The sequence below is a fragment of the Aureimonas sp. SA4125 genome, from assembly GCF_019973775.1.
GTDB lineage: Bacteria > Pseudomonadota > Alphaproteobacteria > Rhizobiales > Rhizobiaceae > Plantimonas.
Map to the genome: position 1 here is coordinate 3,620,046 of NZ_AP025032.1, position 21,295 is coordinate 3,641,340.

Annotated in this window: 19 protein-coding genes and 2 pseudogenes; 10 read left to right on the forward strand and 11 right to left on the reverse strand. The window is 62.8% G+C overall.

Going from position 1 to position 21,295, the window contains the following annotated elements; all coding sequences use genetic code 11:
- Positions 1 to 75 precede the first annotated feature (75 nt).
- The 3 genes and pseudogenes from Sa4125_RS17140 to Sa4125_RS17150 form a co-directional block, all read left to right on the forward strand.
- The gene (locus Sa4125_RS17140) at positions 76 to 1,935 is read left to right on the forward strand and encodes an ATP-binding cassette domain-containing protein (protein ID WP_223999812.1); all 1,860 of its coding nucleotides are present in this window, start codon (positions 76 to 78) and stop codon (positions 1,933 to 1,935) included.
- 237 nt (positions 1,936 to 2,172) lie between these two features.
- Complete coding sequence (locus Sa4125_RS17145) at positions 2,173 to 2,424, forward strand: hypothetical protein (protein WP_223999814.1); 252 nt, start codon at positions 2,173 to 2,175, stop codon at positions 2,422 to 2,424.
- A 109-nt stretch (positions 2,425 to 2,533) separates the two neighbouring features.
- Positions 2,534 to 3,133 (forward strand): annotated as a pseudogene (locus Sa4125_RS17150) (transposase); the annotation flags it as partial.
- Positions 3,134 to 3,163: 30 nt separating this feature from the next.
- On the opposite strand, the gene Sa4125_RS17155 reads toward Sa4125_RS17150, so the two are convergent.
- A complete protein-coding gene (locus tag Sa4125_RS17155) occupies positions 3,164 to 4,447 on the reverse strand; it encodes an IS66 family transposase (protein ID WP_223998294.1) in 1,284 nt (427 codons plus the stop codon).
- Between the two features lie 27 nt (positions 4,448 to 4,474).
- Here Sa4125_RS17155 and Sa4125_RS17160 point away from each other — a divergent pair.
- The 3 genes and pseudogenes from Sa4125_RS17160 to Sa4125_RS17170 form a co-directional block, all read left to right on the forward strand.
- A pseudogene (locus Sa4125_RS17160) lies at positions 4,475 to 5,116 on the forward strand (IS256 family transposase); the annotation flags it as partial.
- Positions 5,117 to 5,283: 167 nt separating this feature from the next.
- Positions 5,284 to 5,640, forward strand: a complete 357-nt coding sequence (locus Sa4125_RS17165; protein ID WP_223999822.1) for a hypothetical protein — start codon at positions 5,284 to 5,286, stop codon at positions 5,638 to 5,640.
- A complete protein-coding gene (locus Sa4125_RS17170) occupies positions 5,627 to 6,910 on the forward strand; it encodes an IS66 family transposase (RefSeq protein WP_223998294.1) in 1,284 nt (427 codons plus the stop codon). Before Sa4125_RS17165 ends, Sa4125_RS17170 begins: the two co-directional genes overlap by 14 nt.
- A 134-nt stretch (positions 6,911 to 7,044) precedes the next feature.
- On the opposite strand, the gene Sa4125_RS17175 is transcribed toward Sa4125_RS17170, so the two are convergent.
- Positions 7,045 to 8,253, reverse strand: a complete 1,209-nt coding sequence (locus tag Sa4125_RS17175) for an IS256 family transposase (protein ID WP_223998301.1) — start codon at positions 8,251 to 8,253, stop codon at positions 7,045 to 7,047.
- Between the two features lie 54 nt (positions 8,254 to 8,307).
- Between Sa4125_RS17175 and Sa4125_RS17180 the strand changes: the two genes are divergently transcribed.
- The 3 genes from Sa4125_RS17180 (at position 8,308) to Sa4125_RS17190 (ending at position 11,997) form a co-directional block, all read left to right on the forward strand.
- Complete coding sequence (locus tag Sa4125_RS17180; RefSeq protein WP_223999824.1) at positions 8,308 to 9,612, forward strand: type I restriction enzyme HsdR N-terminal domain-containing protein; 1,305 nt, start codon at positions 8,308 to 8,310, stop codon at positions 9,610 to 9,612.
- Positions 9,613 to 10,167: 555 nt separating this feature from the next.
- A complete protein-coding gene (locus Sa4125_RS17185; RefSeq protein WP_223999826.1) occupies positions 10,168 to 11,508 on the forward strand; it encodes a DEAD/DEAH box helicase in 1,341 nt (446 codons plus the stop codon).
- Between the two features lie 177 nt (positions 11,509 to 11,685).
- Positions 11,686 to 11,997 (forward strand): polyhydroxyalkanoic acid system family protein, encoded by a 312-nt coding sequence (locus Sa4125_RS17190; RefSeq protein WP_223999828.1) that lies wholly within the window; start codon positions 11,686 to 11,688, stop codon positions 11,995 to 11,997.
- A gap of 42 nt (positions 11,998 to 12,039) precedes the next feature.
- On the opposite strand, the gene Sa4125_RS17195 is transcribed toward Sa4125_RS17190, so the two are convergent.
- The gene (locus Sa4125_RS17195) at positions 12,040 to 12,516 is read right to left on the reverse strand and encodes a hypothetical protein (RefSeq protein ID WP_223999830.1); all 477 of its coding nucleotides are present in this window, start codon (positions 12,514 to 12,516) and stop codon (positions 12,040 to 12,042) included.
- A 245-nt stretch (positions 12,517 to 12,761) separates the two neighbouring features.
- Between Sa4125_RS17195 and Sa4125_RS17200 the strand changes: the two genes are divergently transcribed.
- The gene (locus Sa4125_RS17200; protein WP_223999831.1) at positions 12,762 to 13,085 is read left to right on the forward strand and encodes a hypothetical protein; all 324 of its coding nucleotides are present in this window, start codon (positions 12,762 to 12,764) and stop codon (positions 13,083 to 13,085) included.
- Between the two features lie 54 nt (positions 13,086 to 13,139).
- On the opposite strand, the gene Sa4125_RS17205 is transcribed toward Sa4125_RS17200, so the two are convergent.
- From Sa4125_RS17205 to Sa4125_RS17240, 8 genes are all read right to left on the reverse strand, one after another.
- A complete protein-coding gene (locus Sa4125_RS17205) occupies positions 13,140 to 15,311 on the reverse strand; it encodes a DUF1217 domain-containing protein (protein WP_223999832.1) in 2,172 nt (723 codons plus the stop codon).
- A gap of 110 nt (positions 15,312 to 15,421) precedes the next feature.
- Positions 15,422 to 15,913 (reverse strand): hypothetical protein, encoded by a 492-nt coding sequence (locus Sa4125_RS17210; RefSeq protein WP_223999833.1) that lies wholly within the window; start codon positions 15,911 to 15,913, stop codon positions 15,422 to 15,424.
- On the reverse strand, positions 15,910 to 16,263 hold the full coding sequence (locus Sa4125_RS17215; protein ID WP_223999834.1) for a hypothetical protein: 354 nt from the start codon (positions 16,261 to 16,263) through the stop codon (positions 15,910 to 15,912). The genes Sa4125_RS17210 and Sa4125_RS17215 overlap by 4 nt, the downstream gene beginning before the upstream one ends.
- A gap of 45 nt (positions 16,264 to 16,308) precedes the next feature.
- Complete coding sequence (locus tag Sa4125_RS17220; protein ID WP_223999840.1) at positions 16,309 to 16,791, reverse strand: rod-binding protein; 483 nt, start codon at positions 16,789 to 16,791, stop codon at positions 16,309 to 16,311.
- Positions 16,792 to 16,878: 87 nt separating this feature from the next.
- The gene (locus Sa4125_RS17225) at positions 16,879 to 17,286 is read right to left on the reverse strand and encodes a hypothetical protein (protein ID WP_223999842.1); all 408 of its coding nucleotides are present in this window, start codon (positions 17,284 to 17,286) and stop codon (positions 16,879 to 16,881) included.
- Positions 17,283 to 18,038, reverse strand: a complete 756-nt coding sequence (locus Sa4125_RS17230; protein ID WP_223999844.1) for a flagellar biosynthetic protein FliR — start codon at positions 18,036 to 18,038, stop codon at positions 17,283 to 17,285. The genes Sa4125_RS17225 and Sa4125_RS17230 overlap by 4 nt, the downstream gene beginning before the upstream one ends.
- Positions 18,035 to 20,128, reverse strand: coding sequence for a flagellar biosynthesis protein FlhA (gene flhA, locus Sa4125_RS17235; RefSeq protein ID WP_223999846.1), 2,094 nt, complete (start codon positions 20,126 to 20,128; stop codon positions 18,035 to 18,037). Before flhA ends, Sa4125_RS17230 begins: the two co-directional genes overlap by 4 nt.
- 202 nt (positions 20,129 to 20,330) lie before the next feature.
- Positions 20,331 to 21,275, reverse strand: coding sequence for a spore coat protein U domain-containing protein (locus tag Sa4125_RS17240; RefSeq protein WP_223999848.1), 945 nt, complete (start codon positions 21,273 to 21,275; stop codon positions 20,331 to 20,333).
- Positions 21,276 to 21,295 lie beyond the last annotated feature (20 nt).

The window sequence follows — 21,295 nt, forward strand, 5'->3', positions numbered from 1 at the left end:
CCGCCGAAGCGGTTCGCCGGCAGTGATCGCAGCGGAGTGATTTCGCTGCGCAGCAAAATGCGCTAGAGCCTCACCATGGCCCTACCTCCTCTGCTCCACCTCGACGGCATCAAGCTGACCTTCGGCGGCACGCCGCTTCTCCAAGGCGTCGAACTCTCCGTCCTTCCCGGCGACCGCATCGCGCTCGTCGGGCGCAACGGCTCCGGCAAGTCGACGCTCCTGAAGATCGCCGCCGGTATCGTCGAGCCCGATTCCGGCGAGGTCTTCCGCAAGCCCGGCGCGACGATCCGCTATCTGGCGCAGGAGCCCGATTTCGGCGATGCGCCGAGCGTCGAGGCCTATGTCGCCGCGGGCCTCGGCCCGGCCGACGATCCCTACCGCGTCACCCGCTGCATCGACGCGCTCGGCCTCGACCCGAATGCGCGCCCCTCCGACCTCTCCGGCGGCGAGGCGCGCCGCGCCGCGCTCGCCCGCGTGCTGGCGCCAGAGCCCGACATCATCCTGCTCGACGAGCCGACGAACCATCTGGATCTGCCAACCATCGAATGGCTGGAAGACGAGGTTCGCTCGTTGCGCAGCGCCATCGTCGTCATCAGCCATGACCGCCGCTTCCTGGAAAAGACCACGGCGGCGACCGTCTGGATCGACCGCGGCGGCGCGCGCCGCATCAACGAGGGGTTCGGCGCCTTCGAGGCCTGGCGCGACAAGACGCTGGAAGAGGAAGAGCGCGACCTGCAGAAGCTCGACCGCAAGATCGTGCGCGAGGAGCACTGGCTGCGCTATGGCGTCACCGCCCGCCGCACGCGCAACCAGCGCCGGCTCGAAGCCCTCCACACCATGCGCTCCGACCGCAAGAACACCCGACGCGCCGTCGGCATGATCGACATGACCGCCGGCGAGACGCGCGAGAGCGGCAAGCTCGTCATCGAGGCCGAGCACATCGCCAAGGCCTATGGCGAGCGCGTCCTCGTCGAGGACTTTTCCATGCGCATCCTCAGGGGCGACCGCGTCGGCTTCGTCGGCCCGAACGGCGCGGGCAAGACGACGCTCCTGAAAATGCTGATCGGCGAGACGCAGCCCGATTCCGGCAAGGTCCGCCTCGGCACCAATCTCGACCTCGCCTTCCTCGACCAGAAGCGCGCCAGCCTGAAAGACGAGCAGTCGGTCTCCGAAGCCCTCACCGACGGGCGCGGCGACCAGGTCATCGTCAATGGCGAGGCCCGCCACGTCGCCGGCTACCTCAAGGACTTCCTGTTCCAGCCCGAGCAGATCCGCACCCCCGTCGGCAACCTCTCCGGCGGCGAGCGCGCCCGGTTGCTGCTGGCCAAAACCATGGCGACGCCGGCAAATTTCCTCGTCCTGGACGAGCCGACGAACGATCTCGACATGGAGACGCTCGACCTCCTGCAGGAGCTCATCGCCAACTATCCCGGCACCGTCCTCCTCGTCAGCCATGACCGCGACTTTCTCGACCGCACGGTGACGAGCGTCGTCACGCCCAATGCCAACGGCCAATGGACCGAATATGCCGGCGGCTACTCCGACATGCTGATCCAGCGCCGCACCGACGCCAAATCCGCCCGCGGCACGCTCGGCTCCGAACGCCAGGCCGGCAAGCCCGCCAAGGGCGGCCGCAACCACGACCTCACCGGCGCCTCGAAGATGGCGATGACGGCCAAGCCTGTGGCCACCGGCGTCGCAAAGCTCTCCTTCAAGCAGAAATTCGCGCTGGAAAGCCTGCCGAAAACAATCGCCACCTTGGAGAAGGAGATCGCCGCGCTCGAGACCGAAATGGCCGACCCGCTGCTGTTTTCGAAGAACCCCTCGCGGTTCTCCAAGCTCGCCGACAAGCTGGACGCCAAGCGCGGCGAGCTGGCGAAGGCGGAGAACGAGTGGCTGGAGCTGGAGGTGTTGAAGGCGGAGATGGAGACGTAGCTTTGACATGCACTCGTAGGCGATACCTGCACAAGTGGCTTTTCCTCAGCGAAGCCATTTTTGCCGCCAGTGCGAGTCAAAGCATGCGCGGCTAGGCCCTCTTACTACTTGAAGTTGCCGATCAATAGTGTAGAAAACATACATCCGGCTAAAGCAGCCAGTCGGCGTGATTGAATTGTAATTTCGAACGAGGCACGAGGTAAGGCAGCTTGTTCAAACCTTTGGATCACGAAAAACATGACGCTCGACGTTAGAGGAAGCATCAAGAATACCAAGCTTAGCTTGAATCAATATGTTGTTTTTGAAGAACTCATTTCCAATGCGATTGATGCTCACCTGATCCGACGAGCGCTTGATTCGTCTGCTCCGAGTATGTGCGTCACAATCGAAGTCGAGTTCCAGCCGGCTGACATACTTGGCGACCGCGAAATTATGAGCGTGTCATGCACTGATAATGGGTGCGGCCTAGGGGGCGAGCAACTCAGGTAGTGTCCGCGCTCGTGGTGGAAATTCCGACATTGAAAGGTGTGGCTGAGGCGGTCACCGGATAGGGCGGCTAAGGTGGAGTTGCGAGACTTCAACCTGACCGGAGAACCCGATGACCGAGGACAGACTACCGCTTGCCGAGCTTTTTGCGAAAGCCGGGGACGGCGATTTCCTGAGAACGATAGCCGAGAGCGTGATGCAGCTCCTTATGGAGGTCGACGTTGAAGGCATGATCGGCGCCGGGCGCCACGAACGGACGCAGGAACGGGCGACTTATCGCAATGGCTACCGCGACCGCTCGCTCGACACGCGGCTCGGCTCGTTGCAGCTTCGGATACCCAAGCTTCGGCAGGGCAGCTACTTCCCGCCGTTCCTGGAGCCGAGAAAGCTCTCGGAGAAGGCCTTGGTTGCCGTCATTCAGGAAGCTTGGATCAGCGGCGTTTCCACCCGGCGGGTCGACGATCTGGTACAGGCCATGGGGCTGTCGGGGATCGGCAAGAGCACCGTATCGAAGCTGTGCAAAGACATCGACGAACGCGTCGGCGGCTTCCTCGACCGTCCTCTCACTGGCGACTGGCCCTACCTCTGGCTGGATGCGACCTACCTGAAGCAGCGCGAGGGTGGACGCATCGTTTCGGTCGCCGCCATAATCGCCGTGGCCGTGAACACGGACGGCAAGCGCGAGATCGTCGGCCTTCACATCGGCCCCTCGTAATTACCCACCCCCGCATTCCGTAGAATGTCAGGCGCCTACCGTCTCGAGAATTGTGTTGAAGACGTTGCCCCCTTGGCGCAGCCGGGCGGTATCGACGACGGTTCGGATGTCAGCTTCGCCTTCGGCGGCCCACATGGATCGATAGCCGTTGGTGACCTTGCGCTGGATCACGGCCGGTCGCAGGGCGCGCTCGCAGCCGTTGTTGGTGGCCTCGACCATCCCGGTCCAGAGAGTGAAGGTCAGGAGCTGGTCGCGCGCTCGCCTGAACTTGTGCTGGACCACTCGAGCGAAAGGGCAGGAGGTCGGTGCGGCGAGGATCTCGGAAAGACTTCGCTCCAGTGCACGGCGCTTGGCGACGATGGTCGATGCGGCGAAGGTCGTGATGCCGCTGGCCAAAGCGAAAGCCTTGGACAGCCAGATCCGCAGCCGCGACGGCAGCAGATCCTCGCCCGCCTGTTCGGCGTAGGCGACGTCGCGGGCCAGATGAGCCAGACAGGTCTGATGGGCGTCGGCATGTCCCTGCTGGGCAGAGTAGCGATCGGAACACCAGACCTTTGGCCGGTGCCCGTCCATCAGGGTCCTGACCACGATGGCACCACGGGTCGGAGCGGCACGATGGACGACTGCGTCATCGCAGCGAAACACCCATTGGAAGGCGTTGCTGCCTTCGATGCGAACGCCGGTCTCGTCCGAGGCCACCACCTTGGAGCGGCGCAGGGCGGCAATGGCGAGATCGCGGTCGGCGACGAAGGTGCCCTGCGCCCGGCGCAGCATGTTCATCAGCCCGCCCTGGCTGATCTGCAAGCCGAAGAGATCGGCCAGAGCTTTCTGAAGCCGTTCATAGGACAGGGCCTGGAAGGTCTTAAGATAGGTCGCCACCGCATGCAGCCGCGGCCCGAACGGCGTCCCCCTTGCCGCATCGGGCAATCCCGCTGAGACAAGCGTGCCGCAGGAAGGACAACAAACCGAAAGCCGGCGATGACGCGTCACGAACGGCTTGATCTCCGGCAGATCGACCGTCTCGTACGTGCCGCCGATCTCCGCGGGAAGGCTATCGGCCAGGGCTGCCTGGCAGCAGGAGCATTGCTCGGGACGGTGATCGACGAGCCGATCGAAATCCTCACCCATCGCTCGGCTGTGGCCTTCGTGACCGGGCTTGGCGCCGCCAGGTCTTGCCTGCTCACGGCGCTCCTTGCGGTCACTAGACGGAGGCTTCGAGGATGTGCGTGACGTCTTCTCCGGACGCTGAATCTTCAGCACCAGATCGATCAACTCTTCCTTCGTCAGACGCTGCAAATCACCGCGATCCATCCGTCCATGGATTCAGGGAATTCGGCCCGTGACAAGGGGGTGGGTAATTACGGCCCCTCGGAAGCGGAGACGTTTTGGTCGAGCTTCCTCAAGAGCCTCGTGCGCCGCGGCCTGTCCGGCGTGAAGCTCGTGATCTCGGATGCTCACGAAGGGCTGAAAGCCGCCATTCGCCGGGTGTTCAGCGCCTCCTGGCAGCGCTGCCGGGTGCATTGGATGCGCAACGCCCTGTCGTATGTCCCGAAGGCGCAGCAGAGCATGGCGGCGGCCGCGCTGCGCCAAGCCTTCGCCCAGCCCGATCGTGCTAGCGCCAGCCAGGCGCTGCGCCACGTCGCCGACCAGCTTCGGGGAAAGTGTCCAAAGCTCGGGGCCTTCATCGACAACAGCGAGACCGACGTGCTGGCGCACATGGATTTTCCCAGTCAGCACCGGACCCGGATCCATTCGACGAATTCCCTGGAGCGCCTGAACAAGGAGGTGAAGCGGCGTGCCGACGTCGTCGGAATCTTCCCGAACGAGGGATCCATCATCCGGCTCATCGGCGCCGTCCTTCTCGAGGCCAACGACGAATGGCAGATCCAGAACCGCTACATGCAGACCGAACCCATGGCCGACCTCATGGCCATGGGCAACACTGCAAAACCCGAACAGATTTCCACCGAAGTCGCCTGAAACGGAGCCGCTTCAGCTACACTCAATTTCCACCACGTTGACGGACACGACCGCAACTCAAGGCATTTCTGACCAAGGATACATCCTACAAGGACGACCTTTCGATTCCGGGGATCAGCAAATGCAAGGGTGCCGGACGCATCCAGTTTTTTCATCATTTCGCATCGATGACGATTGCTAGTACGTACCAAGACGGCGGAATCCCGTTCAAACGCGAACTGCATTACTCCGAGCCGCAAAAGCAGATTGAAGAAGACGACTTCAGCATCGTTCCTGGCGACATAGCTGATATCGGCACCATCATCCAGCTTTATGGATTCAAGGAAGCTGTTCGCCTTAGAATATCGCACGGAAACTCCCTAAGTAGCTTGTTCTCCGCTTCTATACTAAAAAGGCAAATGCTTGTAGCTTTTTTACAACGGCTTGTCGGCCTCGGTGAGCAGCTAGATGACTTCGAAAGTAATTACCCACCCCCTTGTCACGGGCCGAATTCCCTGAATCCATGGACGGATGGATCGCGGTGATTTGCAGCGTCTGACGAAGGAAGAGTTGATCGATCTGGTGCTGAAGATTCAGCGTCCGGAGAAGACGTCACGCACATCCTCGAAGCCTCCGTCTAGTGACCGCAAGGAGCGCCGTGAGCAGGCAAGACCTGGCGGCGCCAAGCCCGGTCACGAAGGCCACAGCCGAGCGATGGGTGAGGATTTCGATCGGCTCGTCGATCACCGTCCCGAGCAATGCTCCTGCTGCCAGGCAGCCCTGGCCGATAGCCTTCCCGCGGAGATCGGCGGCACGTACGAGACGGTCGATCTGCCGGAGATCAAGCCGTTCGTGACGCGTCATCGCCGGCTTTCGGTTTGTTGTCCTTCCTGCGGCACGCTTGTCTCAGCGGGATTGCCCGATGCGGCAAGGGGGACGCCGTTCGGGCCGCGGCTGCATGCGGTGGCGACCTATCTTAAGACCTTCCAGGCCCTGTCCTATGAACGGCTTCAGAAAGCTCTGGCCGATCTCTTCGGCTTGCAGATCAGCCAGGGCGGGCTGATGAACATGCTGCGCCGGGCGCAGGGCACCTTCGTCGCCGACCGCGATCTCGCCATTGCCGCCCTGCGCCGCTCCAAGGTGGTGGCCTCGGACGAGACCGGCGTTCGCATCGAAGGCAGCAACGCCTTCCAATGGGTGTTTCGCTGCGATGACGCAGTCGTCCATCGTGCCGCTCCGACCCGTGGTGCCATCGTGGTCAGGACCCTGATGGACGGGCACCGGCCAAAGGTCTGGTGTTCCGATCGCTACTCTGCCCAGCAGGGACATGCCGACGCCCATCAGACCTGTCTGGCTCATCTGGCCCGCGACGTCGCCTACGCCGAACAGGCGGGCGAGGATCTGCTGCCGTCGCGGCTGCGGATCTGGCTGTCCAAGGCTTTCGCTTTGGCCAGCGGCATCACGACCTTCGCCGCATCGACCATCGTCGCCAAGCGCCGTGCACTGGAGCGAAGTCTTTCCGAGATCCTCGCCGCACCGACCTCCTGCCCTTTCGCTCGAGTGGTCCAGCACAAGTTCAGGCGAGCGCGCGACCAGCTCCTGACCTTCACTCTCTGGACCGGGATGGTCGAGGCCACCAACAACGGCTGCGAGCGCGCCCTGCGACCGGCCGTGATCCAGCGCAAGGTCACCAACGGCTATCGATCCATGTGGGCCGCCGAAGGCGAAGCTGACATCCGAACCGTCGTCGATACCGCCCGGCTGCGCCAAGGGGGCAACGTCTTCAACACAATTCTCGAGACGGTAGGCGCCTGACATTCTACGGAATGCGGGGGTGGGTAATTACCTTCGAAATCCGCTTTAGAACGAGGCACTGGAATGAAGACAAGGCTCAGAGGGTCGTGTCCGTCAACGTGGTGGAAATTGAGTGTAGCTGAAGCGGCTCCGTTTCAGGCGACTTCGGTGGAAATCTGTTCGGGTTTTGCAGTGTTGCCCATGGCCATGAGGTCGGCCATGGGTTCGGTCTGCATGTAGCGGTTCTGGATCTGCCATTCGTCGTTGGCCTCGAGAAGGACGGCGCCGATGAGCCGGATGATGGATCCCTCGTTCGGGAAGATTCCGACGACGTCGGCACGCCGCTTCACCTCCTTGTTCAGGCGCTCCAGGGAATTCGTCGAATGGATCCGGGTCCGGTGCTGACTGGGAAAATCCATGTGCGCCAGCACGTCGGTCTCGCTGTTGTCGATGAAGGCCCCGAGCTTTGGACACTTTCCCCGAAGCTGGTCGGCGACGTGGCGCAGCGCCTGGCTGGCGCTAGCACGATCGGGCTGGGCGAAGGCTTGGCGCAGCGCGGCCGCCGCCATGCTCTGCTGCGCCTTCGGGACATACGACAGGGCGTTGCGCATCCAATGCACCCGGCAGCGCTGCCAGGAGGCGCTGAACACCCGGCGAATGGCGGCTTTCAGCCCTTCGTGAGCATCCGAGATCACGAGCTTCACGCCGGACAGGCCGCGGCGCACGAGGCTCTTGAGGAAGCTCGACCAAAACGTCTCCGCTTCCGAGGGGCCGATGTGAAGGCCGACGATCTCGCGCTTGCCGTCCGTGTTCACGGCCACGGCGATTATGGCGGCGACCGAAACGATGCGTCCACCCTCGCGCTGCTTCAGGTAGGTCGCATCCAGCCAGAGGTAGGGCCAGTCGCCAGTGAGAGGACGGTCGAGGAAGCCGCCGACGCGTTCGTCGATGTCTTTGCACAGCTTCGATACGGTGCTCTTGCCGATCCCCGACAGCCCCATGGCCTGTACCAGATCGTCGACCCGCCGGGTGGAAACGCCGCTGATCCAAGCTTCCTGAATGACGGCAACCAAGGCCTTCTCCGAGAGCTTTCTCGGCTCCAGGAACGGCGGGAAGTAGCTGCCCTGCCGAAGCTTGGGTATCCGAAGCTGCAACGAGCCGAGCCGCGTGTCGAGCGAGCGGTCGCGGTAGCCATTGCGATAAGTCGCCCGTTCCTGCGTCCGTTCGTGGCGCCCGGCGCCGATCATGCCTTCAACGTCGACCTCCATAAGGAGCTGCATCACGCTCTCGGCTATCGTTCTCAGGAAATCGCCGTCCCCGGCTTTCGCAAAAAGCTCGGCAAGCGGTAGTCTGTCCTCGGTCATCGGGTTCTCCGGTCAGGTTGAAGTCTCGCAACTCCACCTTAGCCGCCCTATCCGGTGACCGCCTCAGCCACACCTTTCAATGTCGGAATTTCCACCACGAGCGCGGACACTACCGCTCAGAGCGAAGTGCTGCGACAAAGCGACTTACCGGCAGTAAGCGCTGATCTTCCTATCGACATCGAAGAACGCGACCCAAGAACGGGCGCGGGCCTCGGCACATGGCAAAGATTTACTCTGTCGCACTATAAACTTGATGCTGAACAATATGATCTTCCAAGAAACGCAATTGCCTTCTGCGCCAAGTCAACGCCCGTAAAAGACATTACAGGACACTACCTTCGAACGCGTGCGGAGCAAAACAACCCAGTTCGCGGCTTCCATCACATCGTGCTTATCGAGGCCGATTATTTGGATGCACGCGTTAACGAGCAGCGCGACGATTTCCCAACGATCCCGTATGAGATTCCGAGCGGCGACCTTTTTTCTTCCGAAACGCTTTCTTATGCAGATATTCATGAGGCGCTCGACCAGGTTATTGATAAGCTCGTCGCGCCCGCTGACTGGAAGAAAGACCAGGTGCTAGACGAGGCAACCAACCAATTCGGCATCAGTGAAGCGATGCTTCAAGACACCAAGACCCGCATTGTTTATGGCGACTCGGCGCAATCGGTTGCAGAACGTGTGTTGACAAAATACCAGCTGGCCGCCATCGACGAGACTGCAGCAATTTTCAACCTCAAGGAAGAGATTATTACAGCAGAGCCGGATTCCGACGAATTCAGGAATAAAATCAACGAACTCTCATGGAAATATACCTCGTCTTTAAAAAACATTGATATGGCAAATCTGTCACAACTTGCGGTAAGACGCGCGGCGATTGTGGATATTCTAGCTCTTGCCTGTGGAAAGAAATTGGCAATGCAGGATTCATCAAATGGCACCCGCCGCAAGGACGAGCAAATAATTCACAGTATCTTCTTCCCAATGCGAAAAGATAGCACTGAATCAAAAGATCATGACATTTGGCTCCTAAGCGAAGAGTATCAATATTACGACTATATAGCCTCGGACATGCCTCTAGCAAATATCAAATGGAATGATGATACAAATGTCTTTCAAAATGATATTGATTGCCTACTTGAAAAAGTTCTCCATAAACGAAATGCAGAAAACGGCGGGAAACGCCCCGATATAGCGATCTTTAGCAAAGAGGGCTCTGCCATCATAGTAGAGTTTAAGGCTCCAGGCATCTCAACAGATGAACACATCGGCGATCTATCGGAGATGCGCAGTTGCTCGCAGCAAAATCTGGCGGAAAACTTAATAAATTTTACGGATATCTTATCGGTGACAGTATAAATACGCTACGACTAAGCGGCACATGGACACCTTTTCCAACGGGAAAAGGTTGGTTTCAGTCAAGCGAATTAAAGGATCCAGAGACTCGGCTGTCGCTCGGCGAAACATACTTTGAGATTCTGCATTTCAGCGATGTGATCGATCGCGCAAAAAAGCGCATAGGGGTATATCAAGAGAAACTGAAGATGGACTTTCGACGCAATAACTAAATTGCGACCTTAGCTATCGGGTGCGAACAGCGCGCCTGTTCCAGGTTGAGGCCAGCAAAAATACGATCTCAGGTCGGCACCTCCCAGTCCGGCGTCTCTACCGAGAGAGCATCCCCCCTCCCCCACCCTTGACGCACCGCACAAAACCCCGCATATGAGCCCTCGCAACGCCGTGACGCGCTGCGCTCCCTTCTTCCCGTGCTTTCTCCCGAAAACCCGCTGGAATGTTAGACGAGCGCCTTCGGACTTGGATCCGATCACGGCCCGTGCCGACCTGGTCCGCAAGCGCGAAGACCGTCGGCCGTTTCGCAGGGCTCCCATGCCCGCCATCATTCAAAGGCATTCCTTGACCCATACCAGTTTCTCGACGCTCGGCCTGTCCGACGTCCTTCTCACCGCGCTTGCGCGTGCCGAAATCACCACGCCGACCCCGATCCAGGCGCAGGCCATTCCCGTCGTCCTCGAAGGCAAGGACGTCCTCGCCATCGCCCAGACCGGCACCGGCAAGACCGCCGCCTTCGCCCTCCCCGTCATCGACGCGCTTTTGAAGAGCGGCCGCCGCGCGCAGCCGAAAACGCCCGTCGCCGTCTTCCTCGCGCCGACCCGCGAGCTCGCCTCGCAGATCGCCGACAGCGTCAAGAACCTCCTCGCCGGCACGCCGCTGCGCCAGCACGTGATTTTTGGCGGCGTCTCCGCCCGGCCGCAGATCGAGGCCATGCGCCGCGGCGTCGACATCGTCATCGCCACGCCCGGCCGTCTGCTCGACCTCGTCGACCAGCAGGCGCTGTCGCTGGGCTCGGTCGAGCACATCGTCCTCGACGAGGCCGACCGCATGCTCGACATGGGCTTCGTGCGCGACGTCATGCGCATCGTGAAGTCGCTGCCGACCAAGCGCCAGTCGCTCCTGTTCTCGGCGACCATGCCGCAGAACGTCGAGGCGCTCGCCGCCAAGATCCTGAAGAACCCGGTTCGCGTCGAAGTGACGCCCGAGATCGTCACCGTCGAGAAGATCGACCAGAGCGCCTATCTCGTGCCGCAGAAGGCCAAGAAGCACTGGCTGGTGAAGCACCTCGCCAACCCGGCGCTCGACAAGGTCGTCGTCTTCACCCGCACCAAGCACGGCGCCAACCGTCTGTCGGAGGACCTGATCAAGGCCGGCATCGATTCCGCCGCGATCCACGGCAACAAGAGCCAGGCCGCCCGCCAGAAGGCGCTCGCCGCCTTCCATGCCGGCGAGACCCGGGTGCTCGTCGCCACCGACATCGTCGCCCGCGGCATCCACGTCAACGACATCAGCCATGTCGTGAACTTCGACCTGCCGGAAGAGCCGGAGAGCTACGTCCACCGCATCGGCCGCACCGCGCGCGCCGGCAAGTCGGGCTTTGCGATCGCGCTCGTCGATCCGTCCGAGCGGGCAAAGCTGCGCTCGATCGAAAAGCTTACGGGCCAGCGCTTCGACCTCAAGGAATCCGAGTTCGCCGGCGCCGAGCTCGCCGCCATGGAAGAGGAACGCGCCCGTCCGCCGCGCCAGATGCAGGGACGCCCGTCCGGCAAGCCCGGCGGCCAGAACCGCTCGGGCGGCCGTCCCGGCGGCAATGGCGGCGCGGCCAATCGCTCGGCCAAGCCCGAAGGCGCGCGCAACTCGCACCGCGGCGGCGGCCGCACCACCCCGCGCGCCGTCGCCTGATCGGCGCCGGCTGGCATCGCCGCAAGGCGGCTGCAGCCTATAGAACGAGACAACGGCCGGGGATCTCCCGGCCGTAGTCGTTTGTGCGATCGGCTTCCGGTTGAAGCGTAGCGCCCTCGCCTCCATATCCCGTTGGGGGATAAGACGTTCCCCTCGTGAACCAGGAGCCATGGCGCGATGCCCGAGACGATCAAGATCGACATCCCGCACAAGCTGACGCGCGAGGCTGCGCGTGCCCGGATCGAGACGAGTTTCTCGAAACTCCGCGATCAGGCGCTGGGCGGCATGGTGAAGTTCGAGGACGTCTGGACCGGCGACCGGCTCAATTTCCGGGCGAAGATGCTCGGGCAGACCGTCGTCGGGCGGCTCGACGTGCTGGATGACAGCGTGCATGTCGAGATGGACCTGCCGACGATTCTCGCGGCCATCGCCGGCAAGATCAAGGGCCATATCGCCAAGGGCGGCCAGGTTCTTCTGGAAAAGAAGTAGCCGCGCCTTCCAGCGAGCCGCGCCCCTGCCGGAGTTTGCGACTTATTGGGCGACGCTGCGCAGCGTCGCTTCCGAGGCGACCACCGTCCCGCCGGTCTCGGTCGTATCGATCTTGATGATGTCGCCAAGCCCCGGAACGCGGGAGCCGACCTTCACGCGCACGAGTTCCTCGGCCGTGGCCAGGATCGCCTCGTTGTCGAACACCATCACGATCTGGTAGTCGGCCGCGACCGGTGGTCTGACCCGCACGATCTTCGGCGCCGGCATCGCGTCCTTGCCGGCCTCGATGATGGTGCCGGTGGTCATCGGGTCGATGTTCGTCGGGCGCATCGTGGACAGGATGCGCTGGCTGAAATAGTCGGGGTCGCTGAGCGAGATCGAATAGGCCGAGACGAAGAAGCCGAGCGAGGCCACGCATAGGCTTGCGCTGAGAACCCGGTCGAGGGTGAACTCCCCGAAGACGCGGTGAAGGCGTCCGGACGAGACGGGAGTGGACGCAGAACGGGGTGCGGTCGGCATGACGGATCCAGCGCGTGTGAGACGCCCCCACTGTGTCGGCCGCAGCTTAAGGGTTCCTTCCGCGCCGCCGCGGCCGGCCGGTGTTTTGGTCCGCACGGTAAGCAAACGGTAAAGCCGGGCGGGCTGGGTTAACGATCTTGCCAAGATTGCCAGGCTACCGGATGCGTCCGGCACCGCTTCGGGGCATGATACGCCAGGCGAATCCGTGTTCGCCTGCCGCATCGCCGCAGCCGGGGGACGTATCCATGACAAGGGAAAACAGACGGGAAGCCAGTCGGCTCCGCAGCCGCCTTCGTCCGGGAAAGCTCCTGAGTCCCACGGGCCGCTACCTCGCGGATTGCGCCATCATCGACCGCAGCAAGGCGGGCGCCCGGGTCCGGCTCTTCGAGGCCGCAGAGTTGTCGCCGGCGATGACGCTGTTCGACGAGAGCGAGACCGTGCAGTGGGACGTGCGGATGATCTGGTCGGCCGAGGGCCAGGCGGGTTTGCGCTTCACGTCGGATGCCCAGGCGGTCGGCCCGGCCGATGCCGAGCGGATCGCGGGTCGATACTACGCCCTCAACGACTGATCGGCGCGCGCGCCATTCTCTGCGCCGGACCGATACGGCCCTCCTGCGACCCCGTCAGAAGACGCCGAGGAGACCGGCCGGTTGCGAGAAGAGACCGAGATAGGGCGAGCCTGCAGTCAGGTCGGCGTTGTTGAGGTCGTACAGGGCGGCGAAGCGCGCGATGAACTTGTCGAGCTTCTTGGGATCCTGCAGATCCTTCACGTCGAGCTTCTTCTCGATGATCGCCACCTGCTTGTCGACGTCGAGCGATGAGAGCTCGCTCGGAAGGCCGAGCGCGGTCTTCACGACTTCGAGGATGGCGGAATCGGCTAGAAGCTTCAGCGGCGTCGTCAGCGTCGGCGCCTGACGCAGGAAATACAACGCCAGCCGGGCGCCCTCGCTCGTCTCCCCCGCCTTCTGCTCCATGGTCGTGAGAAGGTACTTGTTCTCCGTCGACAGGCGAAGCGCCGGCTGCTGGATGCTGTCGCTGCCGCGCGTGACCAGACCATCGGTGTCGAAGTTGAAGGACTGGGCGAAGTCGACGTAGCGGCTGTCGTTGAACGCGTTGGCGTAGCTCTTGGGATCGCCGAGATCGCTTGTCAGGAGCTTGCGCAACTGGTCGGCGCTCAGCTTTTCCTTCTCCAGGCCGAACGCCTTCAGGGAAAAGTCGATGATGGTGTCGCTTGCCAGTACATCGTCGAGCTTGTGCGCATCGCCGATCGCCGTGATGTATTTCTTCGTTTCCTCGGTGATGAGCGACTTCCTCGCATCCGTCAGATCGGCACCGAAGCTTGCCTTGTAGGCCGTTCCCACCCTCGTGATGCGGTCATCGGACTGCACCTGCCGCTGCGTCGCGGCCTTGCCGTCCGCGCCAAAGTTGAAGGCCGCCGCCAAGGTTTCGTAACGCTTGTCGCCAAGCTTGTTGACGTAGCTCTCGGGGTCCGAGACGTCGCTTTGCAAAACCCGCCTGATCTTCGTCAGGCTGGCCGTTGCCGGATCGATGTCGAAAGCCTTGAGGACATAGTCGAGGGCGTCGCGGCCGAAGACGGCACTCTTGGCCAGGAGGTCACCGACCGACATGATGTTGACGGCAAGGAAGGTGAAGGTCTCGGTCTTGGACGCGTCCTTGGCGAGCGCGGCCGTCTGGTAGCTGTCGTGATATTTCGCGGTCACGGCTTCGCCCGAGGGCTGAGCAAGCGCATTGCCGCCCGAGGGCACGGTGCCCTGGGGAGTAAAGGTGAAGGCGGCGTTCAGCGCGACGAGCTTCTCCTTGTAGTCCACCTGGGCCGGCGTGGCCGTTGAAGCCTTGGCGAGGACGCTGTTGGGATCCGCCGGGTCGCTTGTCAGGATACTCGCGATATAGGCGGCGGAAGTCGTCGAATCCAGCCGGAAAGCGGTGACGAGATAGCTCGCTATGCGGGGATCGCCCGTCAGGTCGCCAACGGCGGTTGCCGTCGCCGCCTTGGCAAGAAAGTACTTTGTTTCCCTTGCCGCCGACTGCGAACTTGCCAGGTTGTCGCGCGCGACGTTGAAGTCGTAGACGAGGCGCTCGGCCTTTTCCGCTGTCATGGCGGGGGCGCCGGCCGTGACGGAACCGTCGCTGGCAAAGTTCATCTTGTCGGCGAGAGCGAAGAACTTGTCGTCGCTGCTGCTCGCCGCGTCGTCGCTGGTTGCGCCGGTGAGGACGCCGCGCACGTAGGATTTGGAGATCAGGGCCGGATCGGCACCGATGGAGAGCATTGCGACTTCGAACAAAGTGGAGTCGTTCAGGAACGCGTCAACCGAGCCGATGGTGGCGATCTTGCTTTCGAAATAGTCCGTCTTCAGTGCCAGCGCCGCACCTTGGCGGACACGGTGCTCCGAATAGGCCTCGACCATGGCCTCCTTTTGACCAGTGCTCTGCACGGTCGCGACGGCAGCCGTCTTGTTGAAGTTGAAGGCCTCGGCGAAAAGACGGTAGCGCGAGTCCGACAGGGCGTTGGCGAAGGACGTGGAATCGGAAAGGTCGCTCTCGACCACCTTGCGGATGAAGGCCTTCGACCCCGCCTGGTCTTCCAGTCCGTAGGCCTTGAGCGCGTAGTTGTAGAGGCGAGTGTCGCTCATGAACTCGTCGACAGTTTTTACCTGGCCGATCTTCTCGTCGTAATACTTCGTATCGTTGGCCACCTGGGTGTCGGCCTGGACGCGCTGCAGCGATTTCGTCAGGTCGCTCGCGTAGAGCCGATAATTCAGGAGCGTCGAAAGCATTGCTCGGGCCTGTCTCTGCTGGCGGGTGGGCACATCCGCGGATGTCCCCGCAATTGCTTTCGTTTTACCGAAATAGGGTTACGCAGTCCTGAACGGGGGCATGGCGGAAGCTATTTCGCCGCGGCTGGGGGCAGTTTCTTCAGGCCTTCGCCGCCGACCTCGTTCTTCGGCAGGAAGTCGAACTGCTGGATCAGCACCTCGTCGACGATCTTCTGCTTGTAGCGCGCATTGACCGCGTCCCGCACGGAGGCCGTCAAGGCAGCCAGATCGAACTGCTCGGCCTTCTCGAAGTCGAACTGCGAGGTCGAATAGACGGCGCGAAAGGCCTCGTCCATGATGAAGGGATCGGGCGGGACCGCGAGCTTGGCCGCGGCTTCCCCGTCTATCGTGTAGACGAAGGCGGCCAGGACATAGCCGCGGATCGCATTCTTGGCGATGATCGGGACGGTGATGGTCTCGGTCTTGCGATAGTCGAGCCCGGCAAAATAGGTGGGCTCGGCCTTGGGCTCCGGTCCGGCCGGCGCGCTCATCGACGCGGCCACGTAGCTCGACCCGAGCGTGGCGATGACGACCCAGACCCCGATGGCGATGATCTTGATCATCTTTCGCGCTTCACGCCGGTGACCGCCGAACCGTAGGTGCCATCGGACTCCGCGTCCGAAATGGCCCTGGCGATCAGCCGGGTGATCTCGCCAGCGGCCTCCATGTGAAGCCACAGGACGTGCCGGTTATCGTCGAGGCGCTCTCTCAGACCGTTGAGGCGAACCTTCAGATTGGGCGTGACGGCGGCCGGGTCGAGCCCGCGCGAGATGCGCGAGAGCTCCAGCAGGCACTGGTTCTTGCGGTTGCTGGTTTCGGTGACGTTGAAGGTACGACCTTCGCGCAGGGCGAGCGTTTCGCCCGCGAGGACGGATTCGAGACGATTGATGGCCTGGGTGAGAACCGCTTCCACGATGATCTTCCTATCTTGCCCGGGTCACCGGGGCTGTTGCCTGCGTCATTTCAAGCCGAGGCCCTTGAGGGCCGCGGCGCCAGTCGCCATCGTCCCGGCACGGGCCAGCTTTTCCTGTCCGTCCGTGACGTCCTTGGCCTTGGTGCCGTGCTTGTCGATCATGTCGGCGATGCCGATGCCGCCGTCCTTGGCCATTTCGTCGCCGATGCGCTCGGCCAACATGGACTTCCAGATCTTGCCGGCCGTACCGGTGCCGAAATATTCGCTTTCTTCCTGCGGCAGCATGCTTTCAACGAAGCTGCGCAGGACGAAGCTTTCGAATTGCTGCGAAGGTGGCATGACGCCGCTGCGCGACCCGCGATAGACTTTCGAGATTGACGGCTCGTGCGGGGCCGCCGCGGCGCCGGTCGTCGCGGCGGAAGCGACGGCATCGTCGAAACGCTTGGTTGCTTCAGTGGCGACGGCCCGCGCCGCGGGCTTGGGGGCCTCGGTGGGGGGTGTCGGTCTGATCGCAGACAGCGGTGTCAAGTTTGTCATTCTGCATGATGTCCCTGGCCTCCCGCGCGCCCGTTGCGGCGTCGCGGTGGTCCACACTCTGCTTCTAGCGAGCCCAACTTATTCGAAGCTTGCGTTGGCGGCGGTGAGGTAATCCTGCAGCGCCAGATCGAGGTTGGCCCGCTCGCTGACTTGGTCGGCAAGACCGCGCGCATCGTCGCAGGCACGCTGCAGCCGCTTCTCGACGCCCTGTGCCTCGCGCAGGCTCAGTTCCGCCTCCACCTGGACGCGGCGGTTGGAAGCGATCTTGACCTCGTTGCGGCGCAGGGTCGTTGCTTTCGCCTCGAGGAAAAGGCCCTGAAGCAGCGACTGGTCGCCAAGGCTCTGGAGGATTTCGACGCTGTGCGCCGCAAGCGCGATCTCCTCGCGCTTCATCTCGGCCAGTCGCCACTCCTCCACCTGCCGCTTCCGCGTCTGGACCGATCGCAGCCGTTCGAGCCTTCCGGCACGGGCTTCCTCGCCGCTCATCCGTTCAGGATCCATTGCTGGAAGCCAACGAGGAAGATGGTGAGGTAATCGCCGATCGAATAGGCGAGCAGGACGAGCCCGCCGGCGATGACGAAGGGCAGCGAGATGAAGTAGATTGGAATCTGCGGCGTCATCTTGTTGGCAAGACCGATGGCGAAGTTGACGATGACGCCGTAGATCACGAAGGGGCTGGCGATCCTCAGGCAGAGCATGAATGTCTCGTCGAGATTATCGGTCAGGGCGACGAGCCCCGCGCGCGCGGTAAAGCCGAGCGACACCGGCATGGCCGTGTAGGACGCAACCAGCGCCTTCAGGATTTCGACATGCAGGTTGAGCGAGAAGATCAGCACCGTCGCCGTCATGGTGATCAGCGAAACCAGCGCAGGCGCAGGCTCCGCTTCGTCGAGCGCCACGCCGATCGCCGCGCCCATGCCAACGGCGTTTGCGACAAAGTTGGCGGAGAACTGCAGCGCGATCATGAAGACGCGGCCGAGAAGGCCGATCAGCATGCCGTTCAGGATTTCGGTGACGATGATCTCGAGCCGGACATCGTCGCCCGCCTCCCGCATCAGCGGCAGGAGCCCGGGAAGGATTCCGGGCGAGACCGCCAGGGCAATGGAGAAGGCGACGAACAGGCGGATCTGCGCGGGGATGCGGACATTGGAATAGCCCGGCAGCAGCATCAGGCAGCTGCCGATCCGGCAGAAGATCACAAACAGCGAAAGGATCGTCGCCGTCATCTCCTCGTTCATGCGATCGATCCGAGCGCCTTGATGTCGATGCCGCGCGCGATCTCGAGATGCGACAGGACCGGAAGGTTGACGAAGATGCGCTCGATCATCATGCGCACATAGGGTCGTGCGTCCGGAGCCGCGACGAGGACGAAGTTCTCGCCCTGGTCGGTCTTTTCGCGAATGACCTTCGTCGCCTCGGCGGCGAACTGTTCGACGAGGCGCGGATCGATGTCGAACTCGATCACGTCGCCCTTGGCGTCACGCTTCAATGCCTGGTGGAAGACGAGGTCCCAGCGATTGCCGAGGCGAAGGACGGCGAGTTGGCCCTTGTGCAGGAGGTCGCCGCAGATCTGTTGCGCCATTCGTGTGCGCACATGCTCGACGATCTTCTCCGAGCGCCGGACATGCGGCGCGATCTCGGCCACCGCCTCGAGAATGAGGGTCAGGTTACGGATGGAGACGCGCTCGGCAAGGAGCAGTTTCAACACCGCCTGCAGGCCGCTGAACGACATGTGCGCCGGGACGATTTCGTCGATCAGCCGCTTGTACTCAGGCTCCAGCCGGTCGATCAGCGTGCGCGTATCCTTGTAGGAGAGGAGATGCGCCAGATTGTTGCGGATGACCTCGGACAGATGCGTGAGAACGATCGACAGCGTGTCCACCGGCTCGAATCCGGCCCGGCGGGCCGCCGAGGCGAAGGTGTCGGAAATCCAGGCGGCCTTCAGGCCGAAGGCCGGCTCGCGCGTCAGGTCGTGCGGGATGTCGGGCACCGGCGAATCGCCGAGGACGATCAGGAGGTCGCCGAGCCTCAGCGCCTGGGTGGCGACGGTCGTGCCGTGCACCTTGATCTCGTAGGACTTGGAATCGACCGACAGGTCATCGCTGAGCTTGATCTCCGGCACCACGAAGCCGAAGCGCGAGGCGAAGCGGCGGCGCATCTTCTGCACGCGGTTGGCCAGTTCGTCGCGCGAGAAGGCGAGGTGCGCGGCCATCTGCTTGCCGAGCACCAGCTCGACCTCCACGATGCGCAGCGATTCCTTCACCGACTGGCGCTCGACCTCGACCGCCTGCTCCTCGGCCTGCTGTTTCTCGACCGCGACGAGGCGCTCGGCAGCAGCGCGGTTGCGCGGGACGGTGTAGGCGACGAGACCGAGGATGACGGAGACGACGAAGAACGGAAGGAACGGCAGGCCCGGCAGAATAGCCAGAACGCCCATCATCGCCGAGGCGACCATCATGGCGCGCGGATAGTAGCCGAGCTGGGTGATGATCCCCATTTCCACGGCGCCGCGCGTGCCGCCCTTGGAGACGAGAAGACCGGCGGCCAGCGAAACGATGAGCGCGGGGATCTGCGTGACGAGACCGTCGCCGACCGACAGCTTGGTGTAGATGTCGGCCGCCTCGCCGGCATCCATGCCGTGGCGGGTGATGCCGATGATGATGCCGCCGAAGATGTTGACCGCGGTGATGATGAGGCCGGCGATCGCGTCGCCGCGCACGAATTTCGAGGCACCGTCCATCGACCCGAAGAAGGAGCTTTCTTCCTCGAGCTCGCGGCGGCGGATCTGGGCCTGGCGCTCGTCGATGAGGCCGGCGGAGAGATCGGCGTCGATCGCCATCTGCTTGCCGGGGATCGCGTCGAGGGTGAAGCGCGCGCCGACTTCGGCGATACGCGTCGCACCCTTGGTGATGACGAGAAAGTTGACCGTGAGGAGGATGGCGAAGACGACGAGGCCGATGACGAAGTCGCCGCCCATGACGAACTGCGAGAAGCCGCCGATGACGTAGCCGGCGGCGTTGTGGCCCTGGTCGCCTTCGGAGAGGATGACGCGGGTCGTGGCGACGTTCAGCGACAGGCGCAGCATCGTCACGAGCAGCAGCAGCGTCGGGAAGGAGGAGAAGTCGAGCGGCTTCTCGATCCACAGCGCGACCATCAGGATCAGGATCGACAGCGCGATCGAGATGACGAGGCCCATGTCGATCAGGAAGGCGGGGATCGGAACAAAGAGCACCGCCATGATGAAGACGATGGCCAGCGCGAAACCGATATCGCGGCGGCTCTTGGCCTTGATCGGCGGGCTGAGCCTCAGTGGTTCGGCTAGCGACATCGAGCGTTCCCCCGGGCGTCATGCCCTGTGACCTGCCGGAAGCGCGGTCGTTTGGACCGTGCCGGCACTCGCCATTCCCGGGCCGAGCGTGGCCGGGATGGCAATGGGGCGCATGGCACCACCATCACGGACCGTTCTGCGGCCTCGAGCTTGAGCCGGGCTGGAAAGGTTTCGTCAATCTTTGGAAAAAAGCCGCCGTCGGTCAGACGCCGGGCGCGGCGCCATAGGTGATGGTGACGGCAACCGTGTCGGAATAGGAGCCGGGCCTCACCGCCTGGCGCGGCACGCGACCGTACACGGGCAGCGTCTGTCTCGTTCCCGCGCCGGTTCCCGGCAGCTGCGTTTCGAGCGAGCTTCCCCAGGGCTGGCTGCGCGCGGCATCGAGATAGAGCCCGTATGTCGCCACATCGCTGCCCGATCGGAGGATCCGCTGCTCGGGATCGTTACCGCCGCCAAGGCCCGGCCCGAGCGTTACGAAATAGCCGGCATCGGGCGTGCAGGTGACGTCGATGGCGCCTTCGGCGTCGATATCGCGGTCGATGATGCCGTGCTGGCCGAAGTCGATGTCGGTGGTCTCGACCATGCAGTTGGCCGACACCGTCGCCGCCACGGCGAAAGCTGTCTGGCCGGATCCGGCGCCGCCGGGCGCGGCGCAGTCGAGAGCGCCTTCGGCAAAACCGAAGGAGGCATCTGTGCCCGCGAAGGAACTGGCATAGCTGCCGACTGCCGCCGTCGACTGGCTGCCGAACACCCGTGCGTAGACGTCGATCGACGTCGACGCCGTCTCCCCGGACACGGGCACCACGACACGGCGCGGCGGGCCGATACCGCGGGCATCGTCGCCGCCCCACGGCACGCTCCGGTTTGCGTCCTGGTAGAGCTGGAAACCGAGGGTCCGGTTGCCCGACACCATTTTTCGCTGCCCGCCCTCGGATCCGCCGCTACCCGCGCCGAAATGGATGCAGACGACGACCTCGGACGCTCCCGCGGAAACCTGGTCGCAGTCGACATGAACGCTCGCAGCAGAATCGACCGGAGCGGCGTAGAGGCTGTCGACCGAGCCGAAGTCGATGTCGCCGATACCGACCGTGCAGGATGCCGCTTGCGCCGTCGCGATTGCCGACAGGCCAAAAAGGACGAATGCCATGATTCTCAGCACAGATACCC